Raw genomic sequence first — 21,729 nt, 5'->3', positions numbered from 1 at the left:
GGTGACCAGCGCAGGTGCGGCGGCGGACTGTGTCCACCGCCGCACCGGCGTGTAGTGTCCCCGCTGAAGGATGTCGGGAGGTGACCGTGACGCAGTACTCCGGGGGTGTACCCGTCCCCCCTCGTCCCGTCGCTCCGCCGGCCCCGGCCTACCCGGCGTCCGTGGCGGTGCCCGCCGCGTCGTCCGGGCCGCCGACCGTTCCGGTGCCGGTCGTCCCGCCGGGCCCGCCCGTCGCACCTGCTCCCGCACCTGCTCCCGCGCCCGCACCGGCCCCGGCACCCGCTCCGGTGCCGGCCGGCTCCACCGGCCACTTCCTGCTGCCGCCCGGCGCGCCCGTCCAACTGCCCGTCCGCCCGCCGCAGCAGCACGCGGCCACCGGCCCGATCGCGGTGCTGCTGATCGGCCCGGCCGGCGCCGGCAAGACCACCGTCGCCCGCCACTGGGCCGAGCGGCGCCCCACCCCGACCGCGCACATCAGCCTCGACGACGTCCGCGAGTGGGTGCAGTCGGGCTTCGCCAACCCGCAGTCCGGCTGGAACAACGCCTCCGAGGCGCAGTACCGGCTGGCCCGCCGGACCTGTGGCTTCGCCTGCCGCAACTACCTCGCCAACGGCATCTCCTGCATCATCGACGACGCCGTCTTCCCCGACCGCCCGGCCATCGGCCTCGGCGGCTGGAAGCGGCACATCGGCCCCGGCATGATCCCGGTGGTGCTGCTGCCCAGCCTGGACTCGGTGCTCGGCCGCAACGCCCGGCGCAGCGGCAACCGCCGGCTCGGCGACGAGGAGGTGGCCCGGATCCACGGCCGGATGGCCGGCTGGTACAACTCCGGGCTGCCGATCATCGACAACTCCCACCTCGACGTGGCCGCCACGGCCGCCGCACTCGACCGGGTGATCCTGGCCCGGCTGATGGGCGTCCCGGTGCGCTGAGCGGCTCGCTCGGCCCGGCCGGACTGTCGGTGCCGGCTGCGATGATGGACGGGTCCTGAACGAATCACCGGGGGGAGCCGCGCCCGTGCCGGAAGGCCACATCATCCACCGCCTCGCCGCCGAGAACCACCGCGCCTTCGGCGGCCGGCCGGTGCGGGCCAGCAGCCCGCAGGGCCGGTTCGTGGACGGCGCCAAGCTGATCGACGGGCGGGAGCTGGCCGCGGCCGAGGCCACCGGCAAGCACCTCTTCCTCGGCTTCGGCGAGGACGCCTGGGTGCACGTCCACCTCGGCCTGTACGGCGGCTTCACCTTCGGCGACACCGGCGACGGTCCGGCGCCCGAGCCGGTCGGCCTGGTGCGGCTGCGGCTGGAGAACGACGAGCACTACGCCGACCTGCGCGGCCCCAACACCTGCGCGCTGATCACCGACGCCGAGAAGGCCGCCGTCGCCGCCCGCCTCGGCCCCGACCCGCTGCGCGCCGACGCCGACCCGGACGCCGCCTGGCGGCGGATCACCGGCAGCCGGACGACGATCGCCGCCCTGCTGATGGACCAGAAGGTGCTGGCCGGCGTCGGCAACGTCTACCGCGCCGAGGTGCTGTTCCGGCACGGCATCGACCCGCAGCTGCCCGGCCGCTCCCTGCGCCGCGCCGAGTGGGACGCGCTCTGGGCCGACCTGGTCGTCCTGATGCGCGAGGGCGTCGGCGCCGGCCGCATCGACACCGTCCGCCCCGAGCACACCCCCGAGGCGATGAACCGCCCCCCACGCGTCGACGACCACGGCGGCGAGGTCTACGTCTACCGCCGCGCCGGGCAGCGCTGCCTGGTCTGCGCCACGGACGTCCGCACCGAGGAGCACGCCTCCCGCAACCTCTTCTGGTGCCCCACCTGCCAACCGCCCCGCCCCACCGCGTGATCCCGGCTCAGGTCCGGCCGTAGGCTGGGGCCCGGCACTCGACGGGGCGGAGGGAGCACGCGGATGACGGACGGAGACCGGACGGTCAACACCGTTTCGGGCACGGTTCACGGCATGGTGGTGCAGGCCGGCACGGTCGTCATGGCGGCGTCCGGACTCGCCGTGCCGCGCCAGATCCGCGGCCCGCGCCGGGCCTTCGTCAACCGGGAGGGCGAGTTCGCCCGGCTGGAGGCGGCGCTGGGCCGGCTGGACGACGTCCGGCCGGCCGTGGTGGCGTTCACCGGGCTCGGCGGCGTCGGCAAGACCGAACTCGTCGCCCAGTTCGCGGCCCGGTCCGCGGCGCACTTCCCGGGCGGCCAGCTCTACGCCGACCTCGCCGCCCACCGGCACCTCGGCGGGGCGGACCTCGGGGAGGTGCTCGGCGGCTTCCTGCGCGGCTTCGGGCTCCCGTACGTGCCGGACACCCTGGCGGAGCGGGCGGCGGCGTTCCGCACCGTGACGGCCGCCGGGCGCCGGGTCCTGGTCTTCCTGGACAACGTCGAGCACGCCGCCGAGGTCCGGGCGCTGCTGCCCACGACCGGGCTGCTGGTGGCCGCCGGCCGGCGCCGGCTGCCGGGGCTGGCCCTGGACGGCGCCGAGCTGGTGCGCCTGGACCCGCTGACGACCGGCGCCGGGAGCGAACTGGTCCGCGGCTGGCTGGGCCCGGGCCGGGGGACGGACGCGGAGCTGGCACGGCTGGTCGAGTTCTGCGGCGGCCTGCCGCTCGCCCTGAACGCCGTGGGCTTTCGGCTGCTCGACCGCGAGGACCTGCGGGTGGACCGGGTGCTGGCCGAACTGACCGACAAGGAGCGCAGGTTGTCGTCCCTGAGCAATGAGGAGGGTGCGGTCGGGGACGTCCTGGACGCCGTCCACCGGCGGCTTCCCGAGCACACCCGTGCGTTCTACCGGCTGCTGGGCGTCAATCCCGGGCCGCTGGTCTCGGTCGAGCTGGCGGAGGCGGTGGGGGTGCCGCGGGCGGCGGACGGCCTGGCGGACCTGCGCTCGGCGCACCTGGTGGACGACGTGGCGCAGGAGGGGCCGGAGCGCCGGTACCGCGCCCACGACCTGGTCCGGCTGCACGCCGCCGGGACGGTCCGCGAACTGCCCGGCCGGCTGGAGCTGCTGGCCCGGATCGTCGCCTACTACCGGGGCCGCGCGGCGCTGGCCGACCGGGCGATCGGCGACCGCTTCCGGCTCCAGGAGAGCGGAGCCGGGCAGGGGCTGGCGGGGTTCGGCTCGGGGGCGGACGCGCTGGAGTGGCTACAGAGCGAGCGGGCCAACCTGCTGGGCGCCGTCCGGGCCGCGGCCGAGCAGCGCCGGCACGGTGAGGTGTGGCGGCTGTGCGAGTCGCTCTGGCCGCTGTACCACGGGCGCAAGCACTACGGGGACTGGGTGGAGAGCCATCTGCTGGGCATCGAGGCGGCCCAGTGGGACAACCGGCCGGACGCCGTGATCCGGATGCGCAACCAGCTCGGGCGCGCCTACTACGAGCGCGGGGAGTACCCGCTCGCGGGCGAGCAGTTGGCGGCCGCGGCCGCCCTGCTGCCGGAGGTGGACGAGCCGCGGCTGGCGGGTGTGCTGTGGGAGACCGACGGCCTGCTCTGCCTGGCCGACGGGCGGCCGGAGCGGGCCGTGGAGCTGTTCACGCTGGCCCGGGAGGCCAATGCGGGCGACCCGCACGGTGTGGTGGTGCAGAGCTACAACCTCGCCCAGGCCCTGGTGGCCGCGGGGCGGGCGGAGGAGGCGCTGGCCGTGCTCGGGGAGGCGACCGCGCTGGCCGGGCGGGAGGGCGACGCCCCGATGCTGATGCGGCTGCCGCTGGTCGAGGCCCGGGCCGAGCGGGCGCTGCACCGGCCGGCGGCGGCGGTCGGCGCGGCGGAGCTGAGCGCCGGGCGGGCGCGGGAGCTGGGGCAGCCGAGGAAGGAGGAGGCGGCGCGGGCGCTGCTCGTCGACCTGGCCCAGGAGCTGGGGGACACGGCCCTGGCCGAGCGCAACCGCGCCCGGCTGCGGGAGCTGCGGGGGCGGTGAGCGGGGTCAGAGCGGCCGGGGGGTGAAGGCGACGGTGGTGTGGTGGGGGCCGGTGCGGAGGGTGAGGGGGTGCCGGGGGAGGGCGGCCGGGGCGGCGGCGGGGGTGGTGAGCCAGTGGGCGACGGCGGAACCGAGGAGGAGGGGGTCGAGGCGGGGGGCGGGGGCGCCCCAGGGGCGTTCGGCGTGGGCTTCCAGGAGGAGGCCGGTGGGCAGGCGCAGCAGGTGGCGGGCCGGGCCGAGGGCGGCGACGGCGACGGCGAGGCCGGGGAGTTCGGCGGCGGTGGCGGCGAGCCAGGCCTCGGCGGGCTGTTCGGCGGCGGTCTCGGTGCGGGCGAGGACCTCGGCGGTGTGCCGCAGGGCGAGGCGGGGTTCGTCGGCGGCGACCGCGTGGAAGCCGCGCGGGGTGTGGTGATCGGGGCCGACGGGGTAGCGGCGCAGGTGGACGGCGGTGCCCTCGCCGGTGGCGACGACGTCGTAGGCGGTGGGGCGTTCGGCGGCGAGCGGGACGGGCCGGGGGTAGGGCAGGGGCCGGGGGTCGCCGGGCGGCGGCTCGATGCCGGGCAGGTAGGAGAGCAGGAGGTCGCGCAGTACCCGGGCGGACTCGCCGCGCCGGCCGAGCGAGCGGTCGGTGATCGGGCGCAGGGCGGCCGGGTCCTGGTCGGCCATCGCCCGTTCGAGCTGGGCGAGCAGGTCGCCCTCGGGGTCGAGGACCGGGGCGGCCTGGCCGAAGGCGTGGCTGGGGGAGCGGGGGTCGAGTTCGGCGGCGCCGGTGGCGACCAGCAGGGTGCGGCGTTCGAGGGCGGCGCCGTAGAAGGAGACCGAGCCGTGGTCGCCGATCACGCAGTCGGCGGCGATCAGCGCGGCCTGCCAGCCCTGGTCCGGGGGGAGGAGCCGCAGGCCGGAGCGTTCGGCGGCGGCGAGCAGGGCGCGCGGGTCGTGCCGGGCCCAGATGTTGGGGTGCAGGACGACGGCGACGGTGTACTCGTCGGCGGGCAGCTGTTCGACCAGCCGCAGCGGCAGGCCGGGGTGGCGGCCGAGTGAGGAGTGCGCGCTCCAGGTGGAGTTGACCACCACGAGCCGGCGGCCGTCGACCGCGCCGAGGGCGGCCCGGTAGCCGTCGCGGGCGGCGAGGCCGGCCAGCATCCGGTCGAAGCAGGGGTCGCCGACCTCGCGGGCGCGGGGCAGTGCCTCGGGGCAGGCGGTCCGCAGGCGGTCGAACTGCTCGCGGTGGGAGAGGCCGATGACGGCGGGGAAGACCCGTCCGCGGTGGGTGAGTTCGCGCCGGGAGAGCCCGGCGGCGGTGACCGTGTCGCCGGTGGACTCGGGGACCAGGCGGTTGTAGCCGGCGCCGTGCGGGAGGACCACGAGGGGTGCGCGCAGCCGGTGCATCGAGGAATGGACGGCGCAGGCGACGGCGAGGTCGAATGGCTGCCGTACGGCGTCGCGCCAGGGCAGGACGGTGAGGCCGGGCTGGGCGCGGAGGTAGTCGTCGAGTCCGGCGGTGAACGCGGAGCCCGGGTTGACGGTGACGGCGAAGCCGATGCCGTCCTGCTCGCGCAGCAGGGTGAGGACGTCCAGGACCCGGGTGGCGGAGGTGAGGGTGCGGGCCACCGCCAGGACGCGGGCCCGGACGGGCCGGGTGTCCCAGCGGTCCTCGTCGGGCCGGGCCCGGAGCCGGCGGCGGTTCAGCACGCCATGATCGTACTCAACGGGCCCCGGCCGGGCGCGGTGTTCGGACGGGGTCGCCCGGGACGGTCCGCGGACGGCCCGTTGCGGCGGGCGGGGGCTGTGATCCTGCCCACCCGCGGGGGTGCGCGGCCTTGCGGGTGTTCGGCCGGGCCGCCTACGGTGTTCCCCGCCGTGGTGCTCGGGAAGACCGGTGACGGACCCTCAGGGGTCCCAGTCCGGAGCGGCCCTCGCCACTGTGATCGGGGGAGAGTGTCCGTACCCACGACGCCACTGGGCGCCTCGCGCGCTCGGGAAGGCGGGTACGGGAGCCCCGTCAGCCAGGAGACCGGCCGCGGCATCTCACGAAGTCATTCCACGAGGTGCTGGAGCGTGATCCGCAGATGACCCTGCCCGAAACCGCCGCGGCCGCGGCGCCGCCCGCCGCCCTGCCCGCCTTCCGCTGGCGCCGCGAGGACACCCTGCGCACCGCCGGGCTGATGGGCGTGATCCTCGCCATGCACCTGGTGGCGTTCGGCACGCTGATCTTCCTGGTCGCGCCGGAGAAGTACGAGGTCGGCACCCAGGTCTTCGGGGTGGGCCTGGGCATCACCGCGTACACCCTCGGCATGCGGCACGCCTTCGACGCCGACCACATCGCGGTGATCGACAACACCACCCGCAAGCTGATGGCGGACGGCCGGCGCCCGGTCTCGGTGGGCTTCTGGTTCGCGCTCGGGCACTCCTCGATGGTGGTGCTGATGGCCGCCCTGGTGGCGGGCGGCGCGCAGCTGGCCAGCACGCTGATGGACGACGAGTCGACCACCCACCAGTGGCTGGGCGTGGTCGGCACCTCGGCCTCCGGCGCCTTCCTCTACCTGATCGGCGCGCTGAACCTGGCCGCGCTGTTCGGGATCCTGAAGGTGTTCCGCTCGATGCGGGCCGGGCAGTTCGACGAGGTCGAGCTGGAGGCGCACCTGAACTCCCGCGGCCTGCTGGCCCGGGTGCTGAACCGGGCGACCCGCTCGATCACCCGGCCCGGGCAGATGTTCCCGGTCGGCATGGTGCTGGGCCTGGGCTTCGACACCGCCACCGAGGTCACGCTGATGGTGATGGCCGGCTCGGGCGCCGCCTCCGGTCTGCCGTGGTACGCGATCGTCTGCCTGCCGCTGCTGTTCGCGGCCGGGATGAGCCTGTTCGACACGCTGGACGGCACCTTCATGAACTTCGCCTACCAGTGGGCGTTCTCCAACCCGGTGCGCAAGGTGTACTACAACCTGACCATCACCGGCCTGTCCATCGCGGTGGCCTTCCTCATCGGCACCATCGAGCTGGTCGGCGTGCTGCACGAGAAGCTGGACCTCACCGACCCGGTGACCGGCTGGATCGCGGACATCTCGCTGGACAACGTCGGCTACGCGATCGTCGGCCTGTTCGTGGTGGTCTGGGCCGCGGCCATCGCGTACTGGCGGCTGGCCGGGGTGGAGCGGAAGTGGAGCCCGGGCGCCGCGGGCGACGGGCCGCGGTAGCCGCCGCAGCGGCGGCCCGGGTGGGGGCGTTCGGCGGGCGGATCGGGGGAGGGGTTCGTAGGCTCGACGCATGGCTGATGCGTACGCGGGCCGCCGGGAGCGGTTGCGGGAGCACTGCGGTGCGTCCGGGGCCGACGCGGCGCTGGTCACCCGGGCGGCGAACGTGCGGTACCTCACCGGGTGCCCGCCGTGCGGCGCGACCCTGCTGCTGACCCGGGACCGGGTGCTGCTCGCGCTGCCGGACGACCTGCCGCCGGACGACTCCGGCGAGCACCTGATCGCCCCCGAGGTCACCCGGCTACCGGTGGCGGCCGGGTCGGACACCGCGCTGGCGGCGGCCGCCGCCGCGGCGCGGCTGGGGGTGGCCGGGCTGGCGGTGGAGGAGCACGACCTGACGGTCACCCGGCACCGGGCGGTGGCCGGGCTGGCCGAGGGGGTGCGGCTGGCGGACGTCGGCCGGGCGGTGGAGCGGCTGCGGGTGGTCAAGGACGAGCACGAGATCGCCGACCTGCGGATCGCCGCGGAGATCGCCGACCAGGCGCTCGGCGAGCTGCTGGAGTCGATCCTGGTGGGCCGCACCGAACGGCATCTGGCGATGGAGCTGGAGCGCCGGATGATCGACCACGGCGCGGACCGGGCGGCCTTCCCGGTCTCGGTCGGTACCGGCTCCCACTCCGGCCAGCCGGCGCACCAGCCCACCGACCGGCGGGTGGAGGAGGGCGACTTCCTGACCGTGGTGCTCGGCGCGCAGTACCGCGGCTACGGGGTGTCCACCGCCCGGACCTTCGTGATCGGCGCGGCCCCGGCGCCCTGGCAGGTCGAGCTGCACCGGCTGGTGTTCCGCGCCCAGCGGGCCGGGCGGGAGGCGCTCGGGCCGGGGATCGAGCAGTGCGTGCCCGACCGGGCCGCGCGGGAGATCCTCCGGGCGGCCGGGCACACCGAGGGCTCGCCGCACCCGGTCGGCCACGGCATCGGCCTGGAGATCCGGGAGGCCCCGCGCCTCGGCCCCACGGACATGGGTAAACTGGACAGCCGCGTACCGGTCACCGTCGGCCCGGGGGTCCACCTCCCGGGGCGGGGCGGGGTCCGGATCGAGGACACGCTCGTCGTGCGCCCCCTGGATGAGGGCGGGCCCGAGCTGCTCACCATCACCACCAAGGAGCTCCTCGCCCTGTGACACGGGTGTGCCGCAGGACGCGACCCTTGGTTCCTTGACAGCTATATCCAGGAGTAAGTGCGCCCGTGGCTTCCACGAACGATCTCAAGAACGGCATGGTCCTCAACCTGGACGGCAAGCTCTGGGCCGTCGTCGAGTTCCAGCACGTCAAGCCCGGCAAGGGCCCGGCCTTCGTGCGCACCAAGCTCAAGGAGGTCCTCTCGGGCAAGGTCGTCGACAAGACCTTCAACGCCGGTGTGAAGGTCGAGACCGCCAACGTCGACAAGCGCACCATGCAGTTCTCGTACAAGGACGGCGAGAACTTCGTGTTCATGGACATGGACACCTACGACCAGCTGACCATCGAGCCGGGCGTGGTCGGCGACGCCGCCAAGTACCTGCTGGAGGGCTTCGACGCCCTCGTCGCCCAGCACGACAACAAGCCGCTGTACGTCGAGCTGCCGGCCGCGGTCGAGCTGCTCATCGCCGAGACCGAGCCGGGCGTCCAGGGCGACCGCTCCACCGGTGGCACCAAGCCGGCGAAGCTGGAGACCGGCGCCGAGATCCAGGTGCCGCTGTTCGTCACCACCGGCGAGAAGGTCAAGGTCGACACCCGCGACGGCAGCTACCTCGGCCGGGTGAAGTAAGTCCGTGTCGTCCGCACGCACCAAGGCCCGCACGCGAGCCTTCCAGATCCTGTTCGAGGCCGACCACCGCGGGGTCGACCCGCTGACGGTCCTCGCCGACTGGGTGGCCCGGGCCCGGGAGCCCAAGCCGGACGAGGGCACCCCGCAGGTCGGCGAGTACACCATGGAGCTGGTCGAGGGTTACGTCCAGCACGCCCGCCGGATCGACGAGCTGATCTCGCAGTACGCGATCGGCTGGACGCTCGACCGGATGCCGATCGCGGACCGCAACGTCCTGCGGCTCGGCGCGTACGAGCTGATCTGGGAGGACCGCGTCCCGGACGCGGTCGTCCTGGACGAGGCCGTGGAGATCGCCAAGGAGTACTCCACCGACGACTCCCCGGCCTTCGTCAACGGCCTGCTGGCCCGCTTCCTGGAGCTGAAGCCCAGCATCCGCCGCTGAGCCCGCGCACACCGCGCCGAGGGCCGCCGGACCGCAAACGGTCCGGCGGCCCTCGTGCATGGTCACCGGGGCGGCGTATGGTGGTGGCTACTCGTCAGTAACCCGGCGTGCCGGCGGCCGCACCCGCCGGCGACCCCGCAGCGAAGGGCAGGCCACCTCCATGACCACGGCGATCCGCAGCGAGTTCGACCAGGGCATCGCCCTCACCCCGCACCCGGAGGAGCCCGGCCGCTACGACGGCGAACTCGGCTCCGGCTGGCAGATCGGCGGCGGCGTCAACGGCGGACTGCTGCTGGCCGTGGCCGGCCACGCGCTCACGCTCGCGCACGCCGCCCACCCGGGGGGCGCCGGCCACGCCGACCCGGTCTCGATCAGCGGCTACTACCTCTCGGCCGCCACCCCCGGCCCGGCCACCGTGCGCACCGAGGTGATCCGCGCCGGCCGCTCGCTGTCCACCGGCACCGCCGCGCTCAGCCAGGGCGGCGTGGAGCGGCTGCGGGTGGTGGCCAGCCACGGCGACCTCGCCGCCCACGACGGCGAGGCGCGCACCACCGCCGTCCCGCCGCAGCTGCCGCCGCCGGACCAGTGCATCGGCGTCGAGCACGCGCCCAAGGAGTTGCTCACCCAGGCCGCCCTGCTGGAGCGGTTCGACATGCGGCTCGACCCGGCCACCGTCGGCTGGGCGCTCGGCCGGCCCTCCGGCGTCGGTCGGATCCAGGGCTGGTTCCGGCTCGCCGACGGCCGCGAGCCCGACCCGCTGCTGCTCCTGCTGGCCGCCGACGCCCTGCCGCCGGTCACCTTCGACCTCGGGATGCCGGGCTGGGCGCCGACCGTCGAGCTGACCGTGCACCTGCGCGCCAAGCCCGCGCCGGGCTGGCTGCGGGTGGTCCACGCCACCCGGAACCTGGCCGGCGGGTACTTCGAGGAGGACGCCGAGGTCTGGGACGGGACCGGCCGCCTGGTCGCCCAGTCCCGTCAGCTGGCGCGGGTGCCGAGGTAGCGTGCCGAGGTAGCGCGAGGCCCTCGTGAGCGGGCGTGCACGCCCAGTGACGGGTGCGCCGCGCGCGGGTCGGACGCGCGGGGCGCGAGCGGTGGGCCGCACAACCGTGCGTGACCCCAAACATCCGATTCACCCTCGGTTACAGTCCTGTGACACGTCGTACGTGTGCGCCACGCGGGGTTGGGGAGGACAAGGGTCGGCGGTGCCACCCGCCGCCGACCCGACCGACCCGCCCGCCCGCCCCGTCCGAGGAGCTCCGATGAGCCGCAACGGCCGCGCCCGCCGCACCCCCGACTGCACCGCCGCGGGTTCCCGCCCCCGGGCGCGCTCGCGCGCCGCCGCCGACCGCGACGGCGCCTGCGAGCGGCAGCGGGCCGAGGGCGCCGGCCAGGCCTTCGTGATCGGCGTGCTCACCAGCCCCGCGGACTTCGCGCAGGCCCGCGCCTGGCGGTTGTCCGACGCGCCGGACCACGAACAGTACCTGCGCGAGACCGCCGAGCTGCTCGCCGACGCCCGGCGCCGCTTCGACACCGTCCGGGCCCGGATGTTCCACCCGCAGGACTTCGCCGAGTTCTGCCTGCTGCACGGCCTCGACCCGGCCGAGCCGGCCGCCCGCGACCGCTACCTGGTCAACCCGGCGCTGCGCACCCAGCTGCTCGCCTACCAGGGCGAGGAGCTGGTCGGCGACTTCGTCCCCCGGCTGGTCCGGGCCCGTGAGAACGGCCTGACCCTGCGCCACGCCGACCTATTGCTCGACGGCCGGCTCCACGGGGAGCGCGACGACGCCGTGCGCGGCGCCTACGAGCAGGGCGCCGAGGTGTTCCGCCGGATGCTGCTCGGCGCCGGCAGCGGGGTCTACGAGCTGCGCCTGTCGGTGGACGCGCCCGGCGGGCGGCTGTCCGCGGCCGCCCGGGTGCTCCAGTGGGAGGACGGCGTGGTCCGGATCAACGACGAGGACCTCGAACTGCTCTGCGCGGTGTTCTGCGCCGGGCTGGCCCGCGAGCTGCCCGGCCTCGCGGTGCTGCACGGCGCCCAGGGCACCGCGGCGGCCTGCGGCGAGTACCTGGCGACGGCCTGGGCCTGGACCAGCGAGGGCCGGGTCTGGGCGCCCGCCGCCGGGCCGGTGCGGCTGGACGGGGTGGCCGCCGAGCCGGGCTACCGGCTGGAGACGGTCTGCTAGGGCGCGAGCCGGGCTACCGGCTGGAGAGCTTCCGCCGGAGCGCGACCCGGGCCGACGGGGCGCGGGCGTCCCGGAGAGCGCCGCGGCGCGGCACCCCTCGCGGGGGCCGCGCCGTGACGTTTCTGCTGCTGTCCGCCGCCCCCGAAGGCGGGAGGCCGACGGGGAGGCCGGCGGGAGCCGGTGCGGCGAGCCTCAGCCCGCCTCCTCCTCGCGCACCGCGCGGCGCGCGTCGGGGTTGAGCACGCCCCAGGAGATCAGCTGCTCGGTGAGGATCGACGGCGACTGGTCGTAGATCACGGCCAGGGTGCGCAGGTCGTCCTGGCGGATCGACAGCACCTTGCCGTTGTAGTCGCCGCGCTGGCTCTGGATGGTCGCCGCGTAGCGCTGCAGCGGGCCGGCCTTCTCCGACGGGACCTGGGTCAGTCTTTCCAGGTCGAGGACCAGGCGCGGCGGCGGCTCGGCCGCGCCACCGGGTGTACCGCCGGGCAGCAGCTCCTGCACCGGGACCCCGTAGAACTCAGCCAGTTCGGCCAGCCGCTGCACGGTGACCGCACGGTCGCCGCGCTCGTACGAGCCGACGACGACCGCCTTCCAGCGCCCCTGGGACTTCTCCTCGACACCGTGCAGGGAGAGCCCCTGCTGAGTGCGGATGGCTCGGAGCTTGCCTCCGAGCTGCTTCGCGTAGTCGCTGGACATTGATCTCCCCGGACGAGATTGCTTCGCGTTCAGTGGTGGGTCACGGGCGATTGGCCGACGTCGTTACCGGTGGGTTCGACGTCCGTCTCGTAACTCACTGTGAGGTTACGTAGAGTGAGGTAGTTGCGTCAAGCCGAATGGGGCAGTCGTGCGAATGGGCCGCATCACCGGTGCGTCCGGTGCGTGAACCGCGGGGAGCGGAATGATGGCCGACGGTTGGCCGCAAATGACGCTGTTAGGATGACCGGAGCCCGCGCCGCAGTTCAGGCCGGGAGTTTCCAGACATCCTTTAAGGCCCGTCCAGTGAGGCGGGGAAGGAGGTCCGCCTCGGCATGACCGCACACCAGGAATCCGCGCCGCGGCCGCCGCACCAGGTGCTGGACGGCACGGACATCGCCCGGGTCATCACCCGGATAGCGCACGAGATCGTCGAGCGCGCCAAGGGCGCCGAGGACGTCGTGCTGCTCGGCATCCACACCAGGGGCGTCCACCTCGCCCGCCGGCTGCACGCCCGGCTCGCCCAGATCACCGGCCGGGACATCCCGCTCGGCACCCTGGACATCACCATGTACCGGGACGACCTGCGGCTGAAGCCCGCCCGCGCCCTGGAGCACACCGAGATGCCGCCCGGCGGCATCGACGGCAGGCTCGTCGTCCTCGTCGACGACGTGCTCTTCTCCGGCCGCACCATCCGCGCCGCGCTCGACGCGCTGAACGACATCGGCCGCCCGCGCGCCGTCCAGCTCGCCGTGCTCGTCGACCGCGGCCACCGCGAGCTGCCGATCCGCGCCGACTACGTGGGCAAGAACCTCCCCACCTCGCTGCGCGAAGCCGTCCAGGTGCGCCTGGCCGACCGCGACGGCGTCGACGCCGTGCTCGTCGGCGACCGCGACTTCGCCGCGCGCTCCTCCCAGGCCCTGGCCGCCCGCCCCACCGAACCGCACCTCCCGGAGTAACCCGCGTGAAGCGCCACCTCGTGTCCGCAGCCGACCTCAGCCGCGACGACGCGCTGCTCATCCTGGACACCGCCGAGGAACTCGCCCAGCTCTCCGGCCGGGCCGTCAAGAAGCTCCCCACCCTCCGCGGCCGGACCGTCGTCAACCTCTTCTTCGAGGACTCGACCCGCACCAAGACGTCCTTCGAGGTCGCCGAGAAGCGGCTCTCCGCCGACGTGATCAACTTCTCCGCCAAGGGCTCCTCGGTCTCCAAGGGCGAGAGCCTCAAGGACACCGCGCTCACCCTGCAGGCGATGGGGGCCGACGCCGTCGTCATCCGGCACCACGCCTCCGGCGCGCCGGCCCGCCTGGCGCAGTCCGACTGGCTGCACGGCAGCGTCATCAACGCCGGTGACGGCACCCACGAGCACCCCACCCAGGCGCTGCTCGACGCCTTCACCATGCGCCGCCACCTCAACCCGGGGACGCCGGGCAATGCCCTGCGGCGAGGGCTGGACGGGCGGCGGGTGACCATCGTCGGCGACATCCTGCACAGCCGGGTCGCCCGCTCCAACGTCCACCTGCTCACCACGCTCGGCGCCCAGGTCACCTTCGTCGCCCCGCCGACCCTGCTGCCGATCGGCATCGAGAACTGGCCCTGCGAGGTCAGCTACGACCTGGAGCGGGTGCTCCCCAAGACCGACGCGCTGATGATGCTCCGGGTCCAGCGCGAGCGGATGAACGCCGCGTTCTTCCCCACCGAGCGCGAGTACAGCCGCCGCTACGGCCTGAACGCCGTCCGGATGGCCCGGCTGCCCGAGCACGCCGTCGTCCTGCACCCCGGCCCGATGGTCCGCGGCATGGAGATCACCGCCGAGGTCGCCGACTCCCCGCGCTGCACCGTGGTCGAGCAGGTCGCCAACGGCGTCTCCGTCCGGATGGCCGTGCTCTACCTGCTGCTCGGCGGAGCCACTCCCGCCGACACCCCCCGCACCGACTCCGTGGAGATTGCTCAGTGACCACCTACCTGATCCGCAACGCCCAGATCCTCGGCGGTGTCCCGCAGGACCTCCACATCGCCGACGGCGTGATCCGGGCGATCGGCACCGGCCTGGTCGCCGAGGCCGACATCGAGATCGACGCCACCGGCCTGATCGCCCTGCCCGGCCTGGTCGACCTGCACACCCACCTGCGCGAGCCCGGCCGCGAGGACGCCGAGACCGTCCTCACCGGCACCCAGGCCGCGGCGAAGGGCGGCTTCACCGCCGTCCACGCCATGGCCAACACCTTCCCGGTGGCCGACACCGCCGGCGTGGTCGAGCAGGTCTGGCGCCTCGGCCAGGAGTCCGGCTACTGCGACGTGCAGCCGGTCGGCGCCGTCACCGTCGGCCTGGAGGGCAAGAAGCTCGCCGAGCTCGGCGCCATGCACGACTCCGCGGCCGGTGTCCGGGTCTTCTCCGACGACGGCAAGTGCGTCGACGACGCGGTGATCATGCGCCGCGCCCTGGAGTACGTGAAGGCCTTCGACGGCGTCGTCGCCCAGCACGCCCAGGAGCCGCGGCTGACCGAGGGCGCCCAGATGAACGAGGGCCAGGTCTCCGGCGAGCTCGGCCTGGGCGGCTGGCCGGCCGTCGCCGAGGAGGCGATCATCGCCCGGGACGTGCTGCTCGCCGCGCACGTCGGCTCCCGGCTGCACGTCTGCCACGTCTCGACCGCCGGCTCGGTCGAGATCATCCGCTGGGCCAAGGCCAAGGGCTGGGACGTCACCGCCGAGGTCACCCCGCACCACCTGCTGCTGACCGACGAGCTGGTCCGCTCCTACGACCCCGTCTACAAGGTCAACCCGCCGCTGCGCACCGCCGAGGACGTCCGGGCGCTGCGCAAGGCGCTGGCCGACGGCACCATCGACGCCGTCGCCACCGACCACGCGCCGCACCCGGCCGAGGACAAGGACTGCGAGTGGGCCGTGGCCGCGATGGGCATGGTCGGCCTGGAGACCGCGCTCTCCGTGGTGCAGCAGACCATGGTCGACACCGGTCTGCTGAACTGGGAGGGCGTCGCCGACCGGATGTCGCACCGCCCGGCCCGGATCGGCCGGCTCGCCGGGCACGGCCGTCCGGTCTCGGTGGGTGAGCCCGCCAACCTGGTGCTGTTCGATCCCGCGTACCGTGGTGCCGTGAACCCCGACAGCTTCGCCACCCGTTCCCGCAACACCCCCTACAAGGGCCTTGACCTGCCCGGACGGGTGCACGCCACCTTCCTGCGCGGCACCGCCACGGTGCTGGCCGGCGAGCTGGTCGAGCAGGGCGGGCTCGCGTGAGCTCCGCGGTCCTGCTGGCCCAGGAGCAGGCCAGGGTCACCAACTGGCCGGGCTACCTCGGCTGGACGGTCGGCCTGCTGCTGCTCGTCGGCCTGGTCTACTGGCTGATGCGCCAGGGCTGGAACTGGCGCCGCACCCTGCAGTCCGGCATCCCCCCGCTGCCGGCCGTGCCGGAACGGGCCGGGCGGACCATCCTGGAGACCAGCGGCCGGTACCACGGCACCACCACCGCCGGGAACTGGCTCGACCGGGTCGTCGCGCACGGCCTGGGCACCCGCAGCCGCGCCGATCTGACCCTCGGCGAGGACGGCCTGCTGGTGCAGCGCCCCGGTGACGTCGACTTCTGGATCCCCGCCGAGCACCTGACCGGCGCCCGCACGGACTCCGGGATCGCCGGCAAGGTCGTCCCCTCCGGAATCCTCGTCGTCACCTGGACCCTCCCCCAGCCTTCGGCCGGGGGGACCCCCATGGGAACCGAGCTGGACTCCGGGTTCCGGGCCGACCACCCCGACGAGCACACCGCCTGGGTCGAGGCGATCACCCAGCTCGCAGCAACACGTACGACGACGAAGAAGACGGAAGAGGCCGCGTCATGACCGCACCTGCCCCCACCACGCAGCACCAACGGCGGGAGCGCCCGTTCTCGGACCGTGCGGACGCCGTGCTCGTCCTGGAGGACGGCCGGAGCTTCCGCGGCCAGGCCTACGGCGCGACCGGCGAGACCTTCGGCGAGGCGGTCTTCAACACCGGCATGTCCGGCTACCAGGAGACCCTGACCGACCCCTCGTACCACCGCCAGGTGGTCGTGATGACCGCCCCGCAGATCGGCAACACCGGCTGGAACGACGAGGACGACGAGTCCAAGCGGATCTGGGTCGCCGGGTACGTCGTCCGGGACCCCGCCCGGGTCGCCTCCAACTGGCGCTCCCGCCGCTCGCTGGACGAGGAACTGGTCGCCCAGGGCATCGTCGGCATCAGCGGCATCGACACCCGGGCGCTCACCCGCCACCTGCGCGACCGCGGCGCGATGCGCTGCGGCATCTTCTCCGGCGAGGCGCTGGCCGAGCCGGCGGCGCTGCTGGCCAAGGTGCAGTCCTCGCCCGAGATGAAGGGCGCCGACCTGTGCGCCGAGGTCGCAACCACCGAGCCGTACGTGGTGCCCGCGATCGGTGAGAAGCGCTTCACCGTCGCCGCCCTGGACCTCGGCATCAAGGCGATGACCCCGCAGCGGATGGCCGAGCGCGGCATCGAGGTGCACGTGCTGCCGGCCGACGCCACCCTGGAGGACATCTACGCGGTCGACCCCGACGGCGTGTTCTTCTCCAACGGTCCGGGCGACCCGGCCACCGCCGACCACCAGGTCGCCGTGGCGCAGGGGGTGCTGGAACGCAAGACCCCGTTCTTCGGGATCTGCTTCGGCAACCAGATCCTCGGCCGCGCGCTGGGCTTCGGCACCTACAAGCTCAAGTACGGCCACCGCGGCATCAACCAGCCGGTCCAGGACCGCACCACCGGCAAGGTCGAGGTCACCGCGCACAACCACGGCTTCGCCGTCAACGCACCGCTCGACAAGGTCAGCGACACGCCCTACGGGCGGGTCGAGGTCTCCCACGTCTGCCTCAACGACGATGTGGTCGAGGGCCTCCAGGCGCTGGACGTGCCCGCCTTCTCGGTGCAGTACCACCCGGAGGCCGCCGCCGGCCCGCACGACGCGGCGTACCTCTTCGATCGTTTCGCGAAGCTCATGGAGGGCCAGCGTGCCTAAGCGCACTGACATCAAGTCCGTTCTGGTGATCGGTTCCGGTCCGATCGTGATCGGTCAGGCTGCCGAGTTCGACTATTCGGGCACGCAGGCGTGTCGGGTTCTGAAGGCCGAGGGCCTGCGGGTCGTGCTGGTGAACTCGAACCCGGCGACGATCATGACGGACCCGGAGATCGCGGACGCGACCTATGTGGAGCCGATCACCCCGGAGTTCGTCGAGAAGATCATCGCGAAGGAGCGGCCGGACGCGCTGCTGCCGACGCTGGGCGGGCAGACCGCGCTGAACACCGCGATCTCGCTGCACGGGGCCGGGACGCTGGAGAAGTACGGCGTCGAGCTGATCGGCGCGGACGTCGAGGCGATCAACAAGGGCGAGGACCGCGAGCTGTTCAAGGGCGTGGTCGAGGCCGTCAACGCGAAGATCGGCCACGGCGAGTCCGCGCGTTCGGTGATCTGCCACACCATGGACGAGGTGCTGGCCGGGGTGGACACCCTGGGCGGCTACCCGGTGGTGGTGCGCCCGTCGTTCACGATGGGCGGCGCCGGGTCGGGGTTCGCGCACGACGAGGAGGACCTGCGCCGCATCGCGGGCCAGGGCCTGACGCTGTCGCCGACCACCGAGGTGCTCCTGGAGGAGTCGATCCTCGGCTGGAAGGAGTACGAGCTGGAGCTGATGCGCGACCGCAACGACAACGTCGTGGTCGTCTGCTCGATCGAGAACTTCGACCCGATGGGCGTGCACACCGGTGACTCGATCACCGTCGCCCCGGCGATGACGCTCACCGACCGCGAGTACCAGATCCTGCGCGACATCGGCATCGCCGTGATCCGCGAGGTCGGCGTCGACACCGGCGGCTGCAACATCCAGTTCGCGGTCAACCCCGACGACGGCCGGGTCATCGTCATCGAGATGAACCCGCGGGTGTCCCGCTCCTCGGCGCTGGCGTCGAAGGCCACCGGCTTCCCGATCGCGAAGATCGCCGCGAAGCTCGCCGTCGGCTACACCCTCGACGAGATCCCCAACGACATCACCGAGCAGACCCCGGCGTCCTTCGAGCCGACCCTGGACTACGTGGTCGTCAAGGTCCCGCGGTTCGCGTTCGAGAAGTTCCCCTCCGCGGACGCCACGCTGACGACCACCATGAAGTCGGTCGGCGAGGCGATGGCCCTGGGCCGCAACTTCCCCGAGGCGCTGCAGAAGGCGCTGCGCTCGCTGGAGAAGAAGGGCTCCCAGTTCACCTGGGCCGGCACGGTCGGCGACAAGGCGGAGCTGCTGGCCCGCGCGGTGGTGCCCACGGACGGGCGGATCAACACCGTCATGGAGGCGATCCGCGCCGGCGCCACCCCCGAGGAGGTGTTCGAGGCCACCAGGATCGACCCGTGGTTCGTCGACCAGCTGTTCCTCCTCGACGAGATCGCAGGCGAGCTGGCACGGGCGGAGAAGCTGACGCCGCAGCTGCTGCGGCACGCCAAGCGCCACGGCTTCTCCGACCAGCAGGTCGGGGAGATCCGCGGGCTGAAGGCGGACGTGGTGCGCGAGGTGCGGCACGCGCTCGGCATCCGCCCGGTCTTCAAGACCGTCGACACCTGCGCGGCCGAGTTCGCCGCGCACACCCCGTACTTCTACTCCTCCTACGACGAGGAGAACGAGGTCGCCCCGCGCACCAGGCCCGCGGTGATCATCCTCGGCTCCGGCCCCAACCGCATCGGCCAGGGCATCGAGTTCGACTACTCCTGCGTGCACGCCTCCTTCGCGCTCGCCGACGCCGGCTACGAGACCGTGATGGTCAACTGCAACCCGGAGACCGTCTCCACCGACTACGACACCTCCGACCGGCTCTACTTCGAGCCGCTCACCCTGGAGGACGTCCTGGAGATCGTCCACGCCGAGCGGCAGGCCGGCCCGCTGGCCGGCGTGATCGTCCAGCTCGGCGGCCAGACCCCGCTCGGCCTGGCCCAGGCCCTCAAGGACAACGGCGTGCCGATCGTCGGCACCCAGCCCGAGGCCATCGACCTCGCCGAGGAACGCGGCGCCTTCGGCCGCGTCCTGCGCGACGCCGGCCTGCCCGCCCCCAAGCACGGCACCGCGTTCTCCTTCACCGACGCCAAGGCCATCGCCGACGAGATCGGCTACCCCGTCCTCGCCCGCCCCTCCTACGTCCTGGGCGGACGCGGCATGGAGATCGTCTACGACGAGGCCTCCCTCGCCTCCTACCTCGAACGCCACGCCGGCCTGATCTCCGAACACCCCGTCCTCATCGACCGCTTCCTCGACGACGCCGTCGAGATCGACGTCGACGCCCTCTACGACGGCACCGAGCTCTACCTCGGCGGCGTCATGGAACACATCGAGGAAGCCGGCATCCACTCCGGCGACTCCGCCTGCGCCCTGCCCCCCATCACCCTCGGCGGCCACGACATCAAGCGGCTGCGCACCTCCACCGAGGCCATCGCCCGCGGCGTCGGCGTGCGCGGTCTGATCAACATCCAGTTCGCCCTGTCCGGTGACATCCTGTACGTCCTGGAGGCGAACCCGCGGGCCTCACGGACCGTGCCGTTCACCTCCAAGGCGACCGCGGTACCGCTCGCGAAGGCCGCCGCCCGGATCTCGCTGGGCGCCACCATCGCCGAACTGCGCGCCGAGGGCCTGCTCCCGGCCGACGGCGACGGCGGCACCCTGCCCGCCGACGCCCCGATCGCGGTCAAGGAGGCCGTGATGCCCTGGAGCCGCTTCCGCGACGTCCACGGCCGCGGCGTCGACACCGTCCTCGGCCCCGAGATGCGCTCCACCGGCGAAGTCATGGGCCTCGACCGCGTCTTCGGCACCGCCTACGCCAAATCCCAGACCGGTGCCTACGGCGCGCTGCCGACCAAGGGCAAGGTCTTCGTCTCGGTCGCCAACCGCGACAAGCGCAACCTGGTCTTCCCGGCCCGGGCGCTGGTCGGCCTCGGCTTCGAGCTGCTGGCCACCGCCGGCACCGCCGAGGTGCTGCAGCGCGGCGGCATCCCCGCCACCGTGGTGCGCAAGCACAGCGAGGGCGAGGGCCCGAACGGCGAGAAGACCATCGTCCAGCTGATCCACGACGGTGAGGTCGACCTCATCATCAACACGCCGTACGGCACCGGCGGCCGTCTCGACGGCTACGAGATCCGCACCGCCGCCGTCGCCCGCGCCGTGCCCTGCCTGACCACCGTCCAGGCCATGGGCGCCGCCGTCCAGGGCATCGACCGGCTGCTGCGCGACGAGGTCGGCGTCATGTCGCTCCAGGAGCACGCCGAGCTGATCAACGCCGGCCGCGCCAAGTAGCACCACTCCAGTGGGGGGCACCAGTACCGCCGGGTGCCCCCCACTTCCATGCCCTGGGAGGACTTTGTGTACAAGCTGCTGTTCGACCTCGTCTTCAAGAAGATGGACCCCGAGAAGGCCCACCACCTGGCCTTCTTCTGGATCCGGCTGGCCTCCTCGGTGCCCGGCCTGCGCGGCCTCGTCCGCCTCGCGCTCGCCCCGCGCGACCGGGCGCTGCGCACCGACGCCCTCGGCCTCGCGCTGCCCGGCCCGTTCGGCCTGGCGGCCGGCTTCGACAAGAACGGCGTCGGCATCGACGGCCTGTCGATGCTCGGCTTCGACTACGTCGAGATCGGCACCGTCACCGGCGAGGCGCAGCCGGGCAACCCGCAGCCGCGGCTGTTCCGGCTGGTCGAGGACCGCGCCCTGATCAACCGGATGGGCTTCAACAACCAGGGCTCGGCCCGGGTCGCCGCGCGGCTCGCCGCCCGCTCGCACACCAGCTCCACGCCGGTGGTGGGCGTCAACATCGGCAAGACCAAGGTGGTCGAGGAGGCCGACGCGGTCGCCGACTACGTCAAGTCCACCGAACGGCTGGCCCGCTTCGCCGACTACCTGGTGGTCAACGTCAGCTCGCCGAACACCCCCGGGCTGCGCAACCTGCAGGCCGTCGAGCACCTGCGCCCTCTGCTGAGCGCCGTGCGCGAGGCCGCCGACCGGACCACCCCGCACCACGTGCCGCTGCTGGTCAAGATCGCCCCCGACCTGGCCGACGAGGACATCGACGAGGTCGCCGACCTCGCCCTGGAGCTGGGCCTGGACGGCATCATCGCCACCAACACCACGATCGGCCGCGAGGGCCTGCGCAGCGACGCCGACCGGGTGAAGGAGATCGGCATGGGCGGCCTGTCCGGCGCCCCGCTGAAGGAGCGCGCGCTGGAGGTCCTCCAGCGGCTGCGCGCCCGTACCGGGGGCCGGCTGGTGCTGGTCTCGGTCGGCGGCATCGAGACCGCCGAGGACGCCTGGCAGCGGATCCTGCACGGCGCGGACCTCGTCCAGGGCTACAGCGCCTTCATCTACGAGGGCCCGTTCTGGTGCCGGCGCATCCACAAGGGCCTGTCGGCCCGCCTCCGGGCCGGCGGCTTCCGCAGCCTGGCCGCGGCCGTCGGCAGCGCCGTGGACGGCCGGTAGGGCCG

General features: G+C 73.6%; 18 protein-coding genes and 1 riboswitch. Of the genes, 16 read left to right on the top strand and 2 right to left on the bottom strand.

Going from position 1 to position 21,729, the window contains the following annotated elements:
* The first annotated feature begins 86 nt into the window (after positions 1 to 86).
* The 3 genes from ACFCLZ_RS08340 (at position 87) to ACFCLZ_RS08330 (ending at position 3,915) form a co-directional block, all read left to right on the top strand.
* A complete protein-coding gene (locus tag ACFCLZ_RS08340; RefSeq protein WP_380286106.1) occupies positions 87 to 932 on the top strand; it encodes an AAA family ATPase in 846 nt (281 codons plus the stop codon).
* A gap of 85 nt (positions 933 to 1,017) precedes the next feature.
* Positions 1,018 to 1,848, top strand: a complete 831-nt coding sequence (locus ACFCLZ_RS08335) for an Fpg/Nei family DNA glycosylase (RefSeq protein WP_380284152.1) — start codon at positions 1,018 to 1,020, stop codon at positions 1,846 to 1,848.
* A 63-nt stretch (positions 1,849 to 1,911) separates the two neighbouring features.
* Positions 1,912 to 3,915 carry a hypothetical protein gene (locus ACFCLZ_RS08330; RefSeq protein ID WP_380284151.1) on the top strand — a complete coding sequence of 668 codons (2,004 nt, stop codon included), beginning with the start codon at positions 1,912 to 1,914 and terminating at the stop codon, positions 3,913 to 3,915.
* 6 nt (positions 3,916 to 3,921) lie between these two features.
* Here ACFCLZ_RS08330 and ACFCLZ_RS08325 read toward each other — a convergent pair whose 3' ends face one another.
* Positions 3,922 to 5,607 carry a hypothetical protein gene (locus tag ACFCLZ_RS08325; protein ID WP_380284150.1) on the bottom strand — a complete coding sequence of 562 codons (1,686 nt, stop codon included), beginning with the start codon at positions 5,605 to 5,607 and terminating at the stop codon, positions 3,922 to 3,924.
* A 152-nt stretch (positions 5,608 to 5,759) separates the two neighbouring features.
* A riboswitch (cobalamin riboswitch) is annotated at positions 5,760 to 5,953 on the top strand.
* A gap of 31 nt (positions 5,954 to 5,984) precedes the next feature.
* Between ACFCLZ_RS08325 and ACFCLZ_RS08320 the strand changes: the two genes are divergently transcribed.
* From ACFCLZ_RS08320 to ACFCLZ_RS08295, 6 genes are all read left to right on the top strand, one after another.
* On the top strand, positions 5,985 to 7,109 hold the full coding sequence (locus ACFCLZ_RS08320; RefSeq protein ID WP_380284149.1) for a HoxN/HupN/NixA family nickel/cobalt transporter: 1,125 nt from the start codon (positions 5,985 to 5,987) through the stop codon (positions 7,107 to 7,109).
* 70 nt (positions 7,110 to 7,179) lie between these two features.
* The gene (locus ACFCLZ_RS08315; RefSeq protein WP_380284147.1) at positions 7,180 to 8,286 is read left to right on the top strand and encodes a M24 family metallopeptidase; all 1,107 of its coding nucleotides are present in this window, start codon (positions 7,180 to 7,182) and stop codon (positions 8,284 to 8,286) included.
* 65 nt (positions 8,287 to 8,351) lie between these two features.
* A complete protein-coding gene (gene efp / locus ACFCLZ_RS08310; RefSeq protein ID WP_376094376.1) occupies positions 8,352 to 8,912 on the top strand; it encodes an elongation factor P in 561 nt (186 codons plus the stop codon).
* A gap of 4 nt (positions 8,913 to 8,916) precedes the next feature.
* Positions 8,917 to 9,354 carry a transcription antitermination factor NusB gene (gene nusB, locus ACFCLZ_RS08305; RefSeq protein WP_380284145.1) on the top strand — a complete coding sequence of 146 codons (438 nt, stop codon included), beginning with the start codon at positions 8,917 to 8,919 and terminating at the stop codon, positions 9,352 to 9,354.
* Positions 9,355 to 9,514: 160 nt separating this feature from the next.
* A complete protein-coding gene (locus ACFCLZ_RS08300) occupies positions 9,515 to 10,354 on the top strand; it encodes a thioesterase family protein (protein ID WP_380284144.1) in 840 nt (279 codons plus the stop codon).
* 259 nt (positions 10,355 to 10,613) lie between these two features.
* The gene (locus ACFCLZ_RS08295; protein WP_380284143.1) at positions 10,614 to 11,534 is read left to right on the top strand and encodes a hypothetical protein; all 921 of its coding nucleotides are present in this window, start codon (positions 10,614 to 10,616) and stop codon (positions 11,532 to 11,534) included.
* 192 nt (positions 11,535 to 11,726) lie between these two features.
* Here ACFCLZ_RS08295 and ACFCLZ_RS08290 read toward each other — a convergent pair whose 3' ends face one another.
* Complete coding sequence (locus tag ACFCLZ_RS08290) at positions 11,727 to 12,230, bottom strand: transcriptional regulator (RefSeq protein WP_045692870.1); 504 nt, start codon at positions 12,228 to 12,230, stop codon at positions 11,727 to 11,729.
* A 332-nt stretch (positions 12,231 to 12,562) separates the two neighbouring features.
* On the opposite strand from ACFCLZ_RS08290, the gene pyrR reads away from it, so the two are divergent.
* The 7 genes from pyrR to ACFCLZ_RS08255 all read left to right on the top strand — a co-directional run bounded on the left by pyrR (position 12,563) and on the right by ACFCLZ_RS08255 (position 21,724).
* On the top strand, positions 12,563 to 13,186 hold the full coding sequence (gene pyrR, locus ACFCLZ_RS08285) for a bifunctional pyr operon transcriptional regulator/uracil phosphoribosyltransferase PyrR (RefSeq protein WP_380284142.1): 624 nt from the start codon (positions 12,563 to 12,565) through the stop codon (positions 13,184 to 13,186).
* Between the two features lie 5 nt (positions 13,187 to 13,191).
* Positions 13,192 to 14,184: an aspartate carbamoyltransferase catalytic subunit gene (locus ACFCLZ_RS08280; protein ID WP_380284141.1), complete on the top strand. Its 993-nt coding sequence runs from the start codon at positions 13,192 to 13,194 to the stop codon at positions 14,182 to 14,184.
* Positions 14,181 to 15,485, top strand: a complete 1,305-nt coding sequence (locus tag ACFCLZ_RS08275) for a dihydroorotase (protein WP_380284139.1) — start codon at positions 14,181 to 14,183, stop codon at positions 15,483 to 15,485. The genes ACFCLZ_RS08280 and ACFCLZ_RS08275 overlap by 4 nt, the downstream gene beginning before the upstream one ends.
* Positions 15,482 to 16,081 (top strand): hypothetical protein, encoded by a 600-nt coding sequence (locus tag ACFCLZ_RS08270; protein ID WP_380284138.1) that lies wholly within the window; start codon positions 15,482 to 15,484, stop codon positions 16,079 to 16,081. The genes ACFCLZ_RS08275 and ACFCLZ_RS08270 overlap by 4 nt, the downstream gene beginning before the upstream one ends.
* Complete coding sequence (gene carA / locus ACFCLZ_RS08265) at positions 16,078 to 17,250, top strand: glutamine-hydrolyzing carbamoyl-phosphate synthase small subunit (RefSeq protein ID WP_380284137.1); 1,173 nt, start codon at positions 16,078 to 16,080, stop codon at positions 17,248 to 17,250. The genes ACFCLZ_RS08270 and carA overlap by 4 nt, the downstream gene beginning before the upstream one ends.
* Complete coding sequence (carB, locus tag ACFCLZ_RS08260; protein WP_380284136.1) at positions 17,243 to 20,554, top strand: carbamoyl-phosphate synthase large subunit; 3,312 nt, start codon at positions 17,243 to 17,245, stop codon at positions 20,552 to 20,554. Before carA ends, carB begins: the two co-directional genes overlap by 8 nt.
* A 66-nt stretch (positions 20,555 to 20,620) precedes the next feature.
* Positions 20,621 to 21,724, top strand: a complete 1,104-nt coding sequence (locus ACFCLZ_RS08255; protein WP_380286105.1) for a quinone-dependent dihydroorotate dehydrogenase — start codon at positions 20,621 to 20,623, stop codon at positions 21,722 to 21,724.
* Positions 21,725 to 21,729 lie beyond the last annotated feature (5 nt).

The sequence above is a fragment of the Kitasatospora purpeofusca genome (genome assembly GCF_042691725.1).
Classification (GTDB): domain Bacteria; phylum Actinomycetota; class Actinomycetes; order Streptomycetales; family Streptomycetaceae; genus Kitasatospora; species Kitasatospora purpeofusca_B.
This window is presented reverse-complemented; position numbering and strand designations above follow the sequence as displayed.

Coding starts and splice junctions, on each gene's coding strand:
- ACFCLZ_RS08330 (WP_380284151.1), top strand. CDS start 1,912: ATGACGGACGGAGACCGGACGGTCAACACCGTTTCGGGCACGGTTCAC.
- ACFCLZ_RS08320 (WP_380284149.1), top strand. CDS start 5,985: ATGACCCTGCCCGAAACCGCCGCGGCCGCGGCGCCGCCCGCCGCCCTG.
- ACFCLZ_RS08315 (WP_380284147.1), top strand. CDS start 7,180: ATGGCTGATGCGTACGCGGGCCGCCGGGAGCGGTTGCGGGAGCACTGC.
- ACFCLZ_RS08300 (WP_380284144.1), top strand. CDS start 9,515: ATGACCACGGCGATCCGCAGCGAGTTCGACCAGGGCATCGCCCTCACC.
- ACFCLZ_RS08295 (WP_380284143.1), top strand. CDS start 10,614: ATGAGCCGCAACGGCCGCGCCCGCCGCACCCCCGACTGCACCGCCGCG.
- ACFCLZ_RS08290 (WP_045692870.1), bottom strand. CDS start 12,230: ATGTCCAGCGACTACGCGAAGCAGCTCGGAGGCAAGCTCCGAGCCATC.
- pyrR (WP_380284142.1), top strand. CDS start 12,563: ATGACCGCACACCAGGAATCCGCGCCGCGGCCGCCGCACCAGGTGCTG.
- carA (WP_380284137.1), top strand. CDS start 16,078: ATGACCGCACCTGCCCCCACCACGCAGCACCAACGGCGGGAGCGCCCG.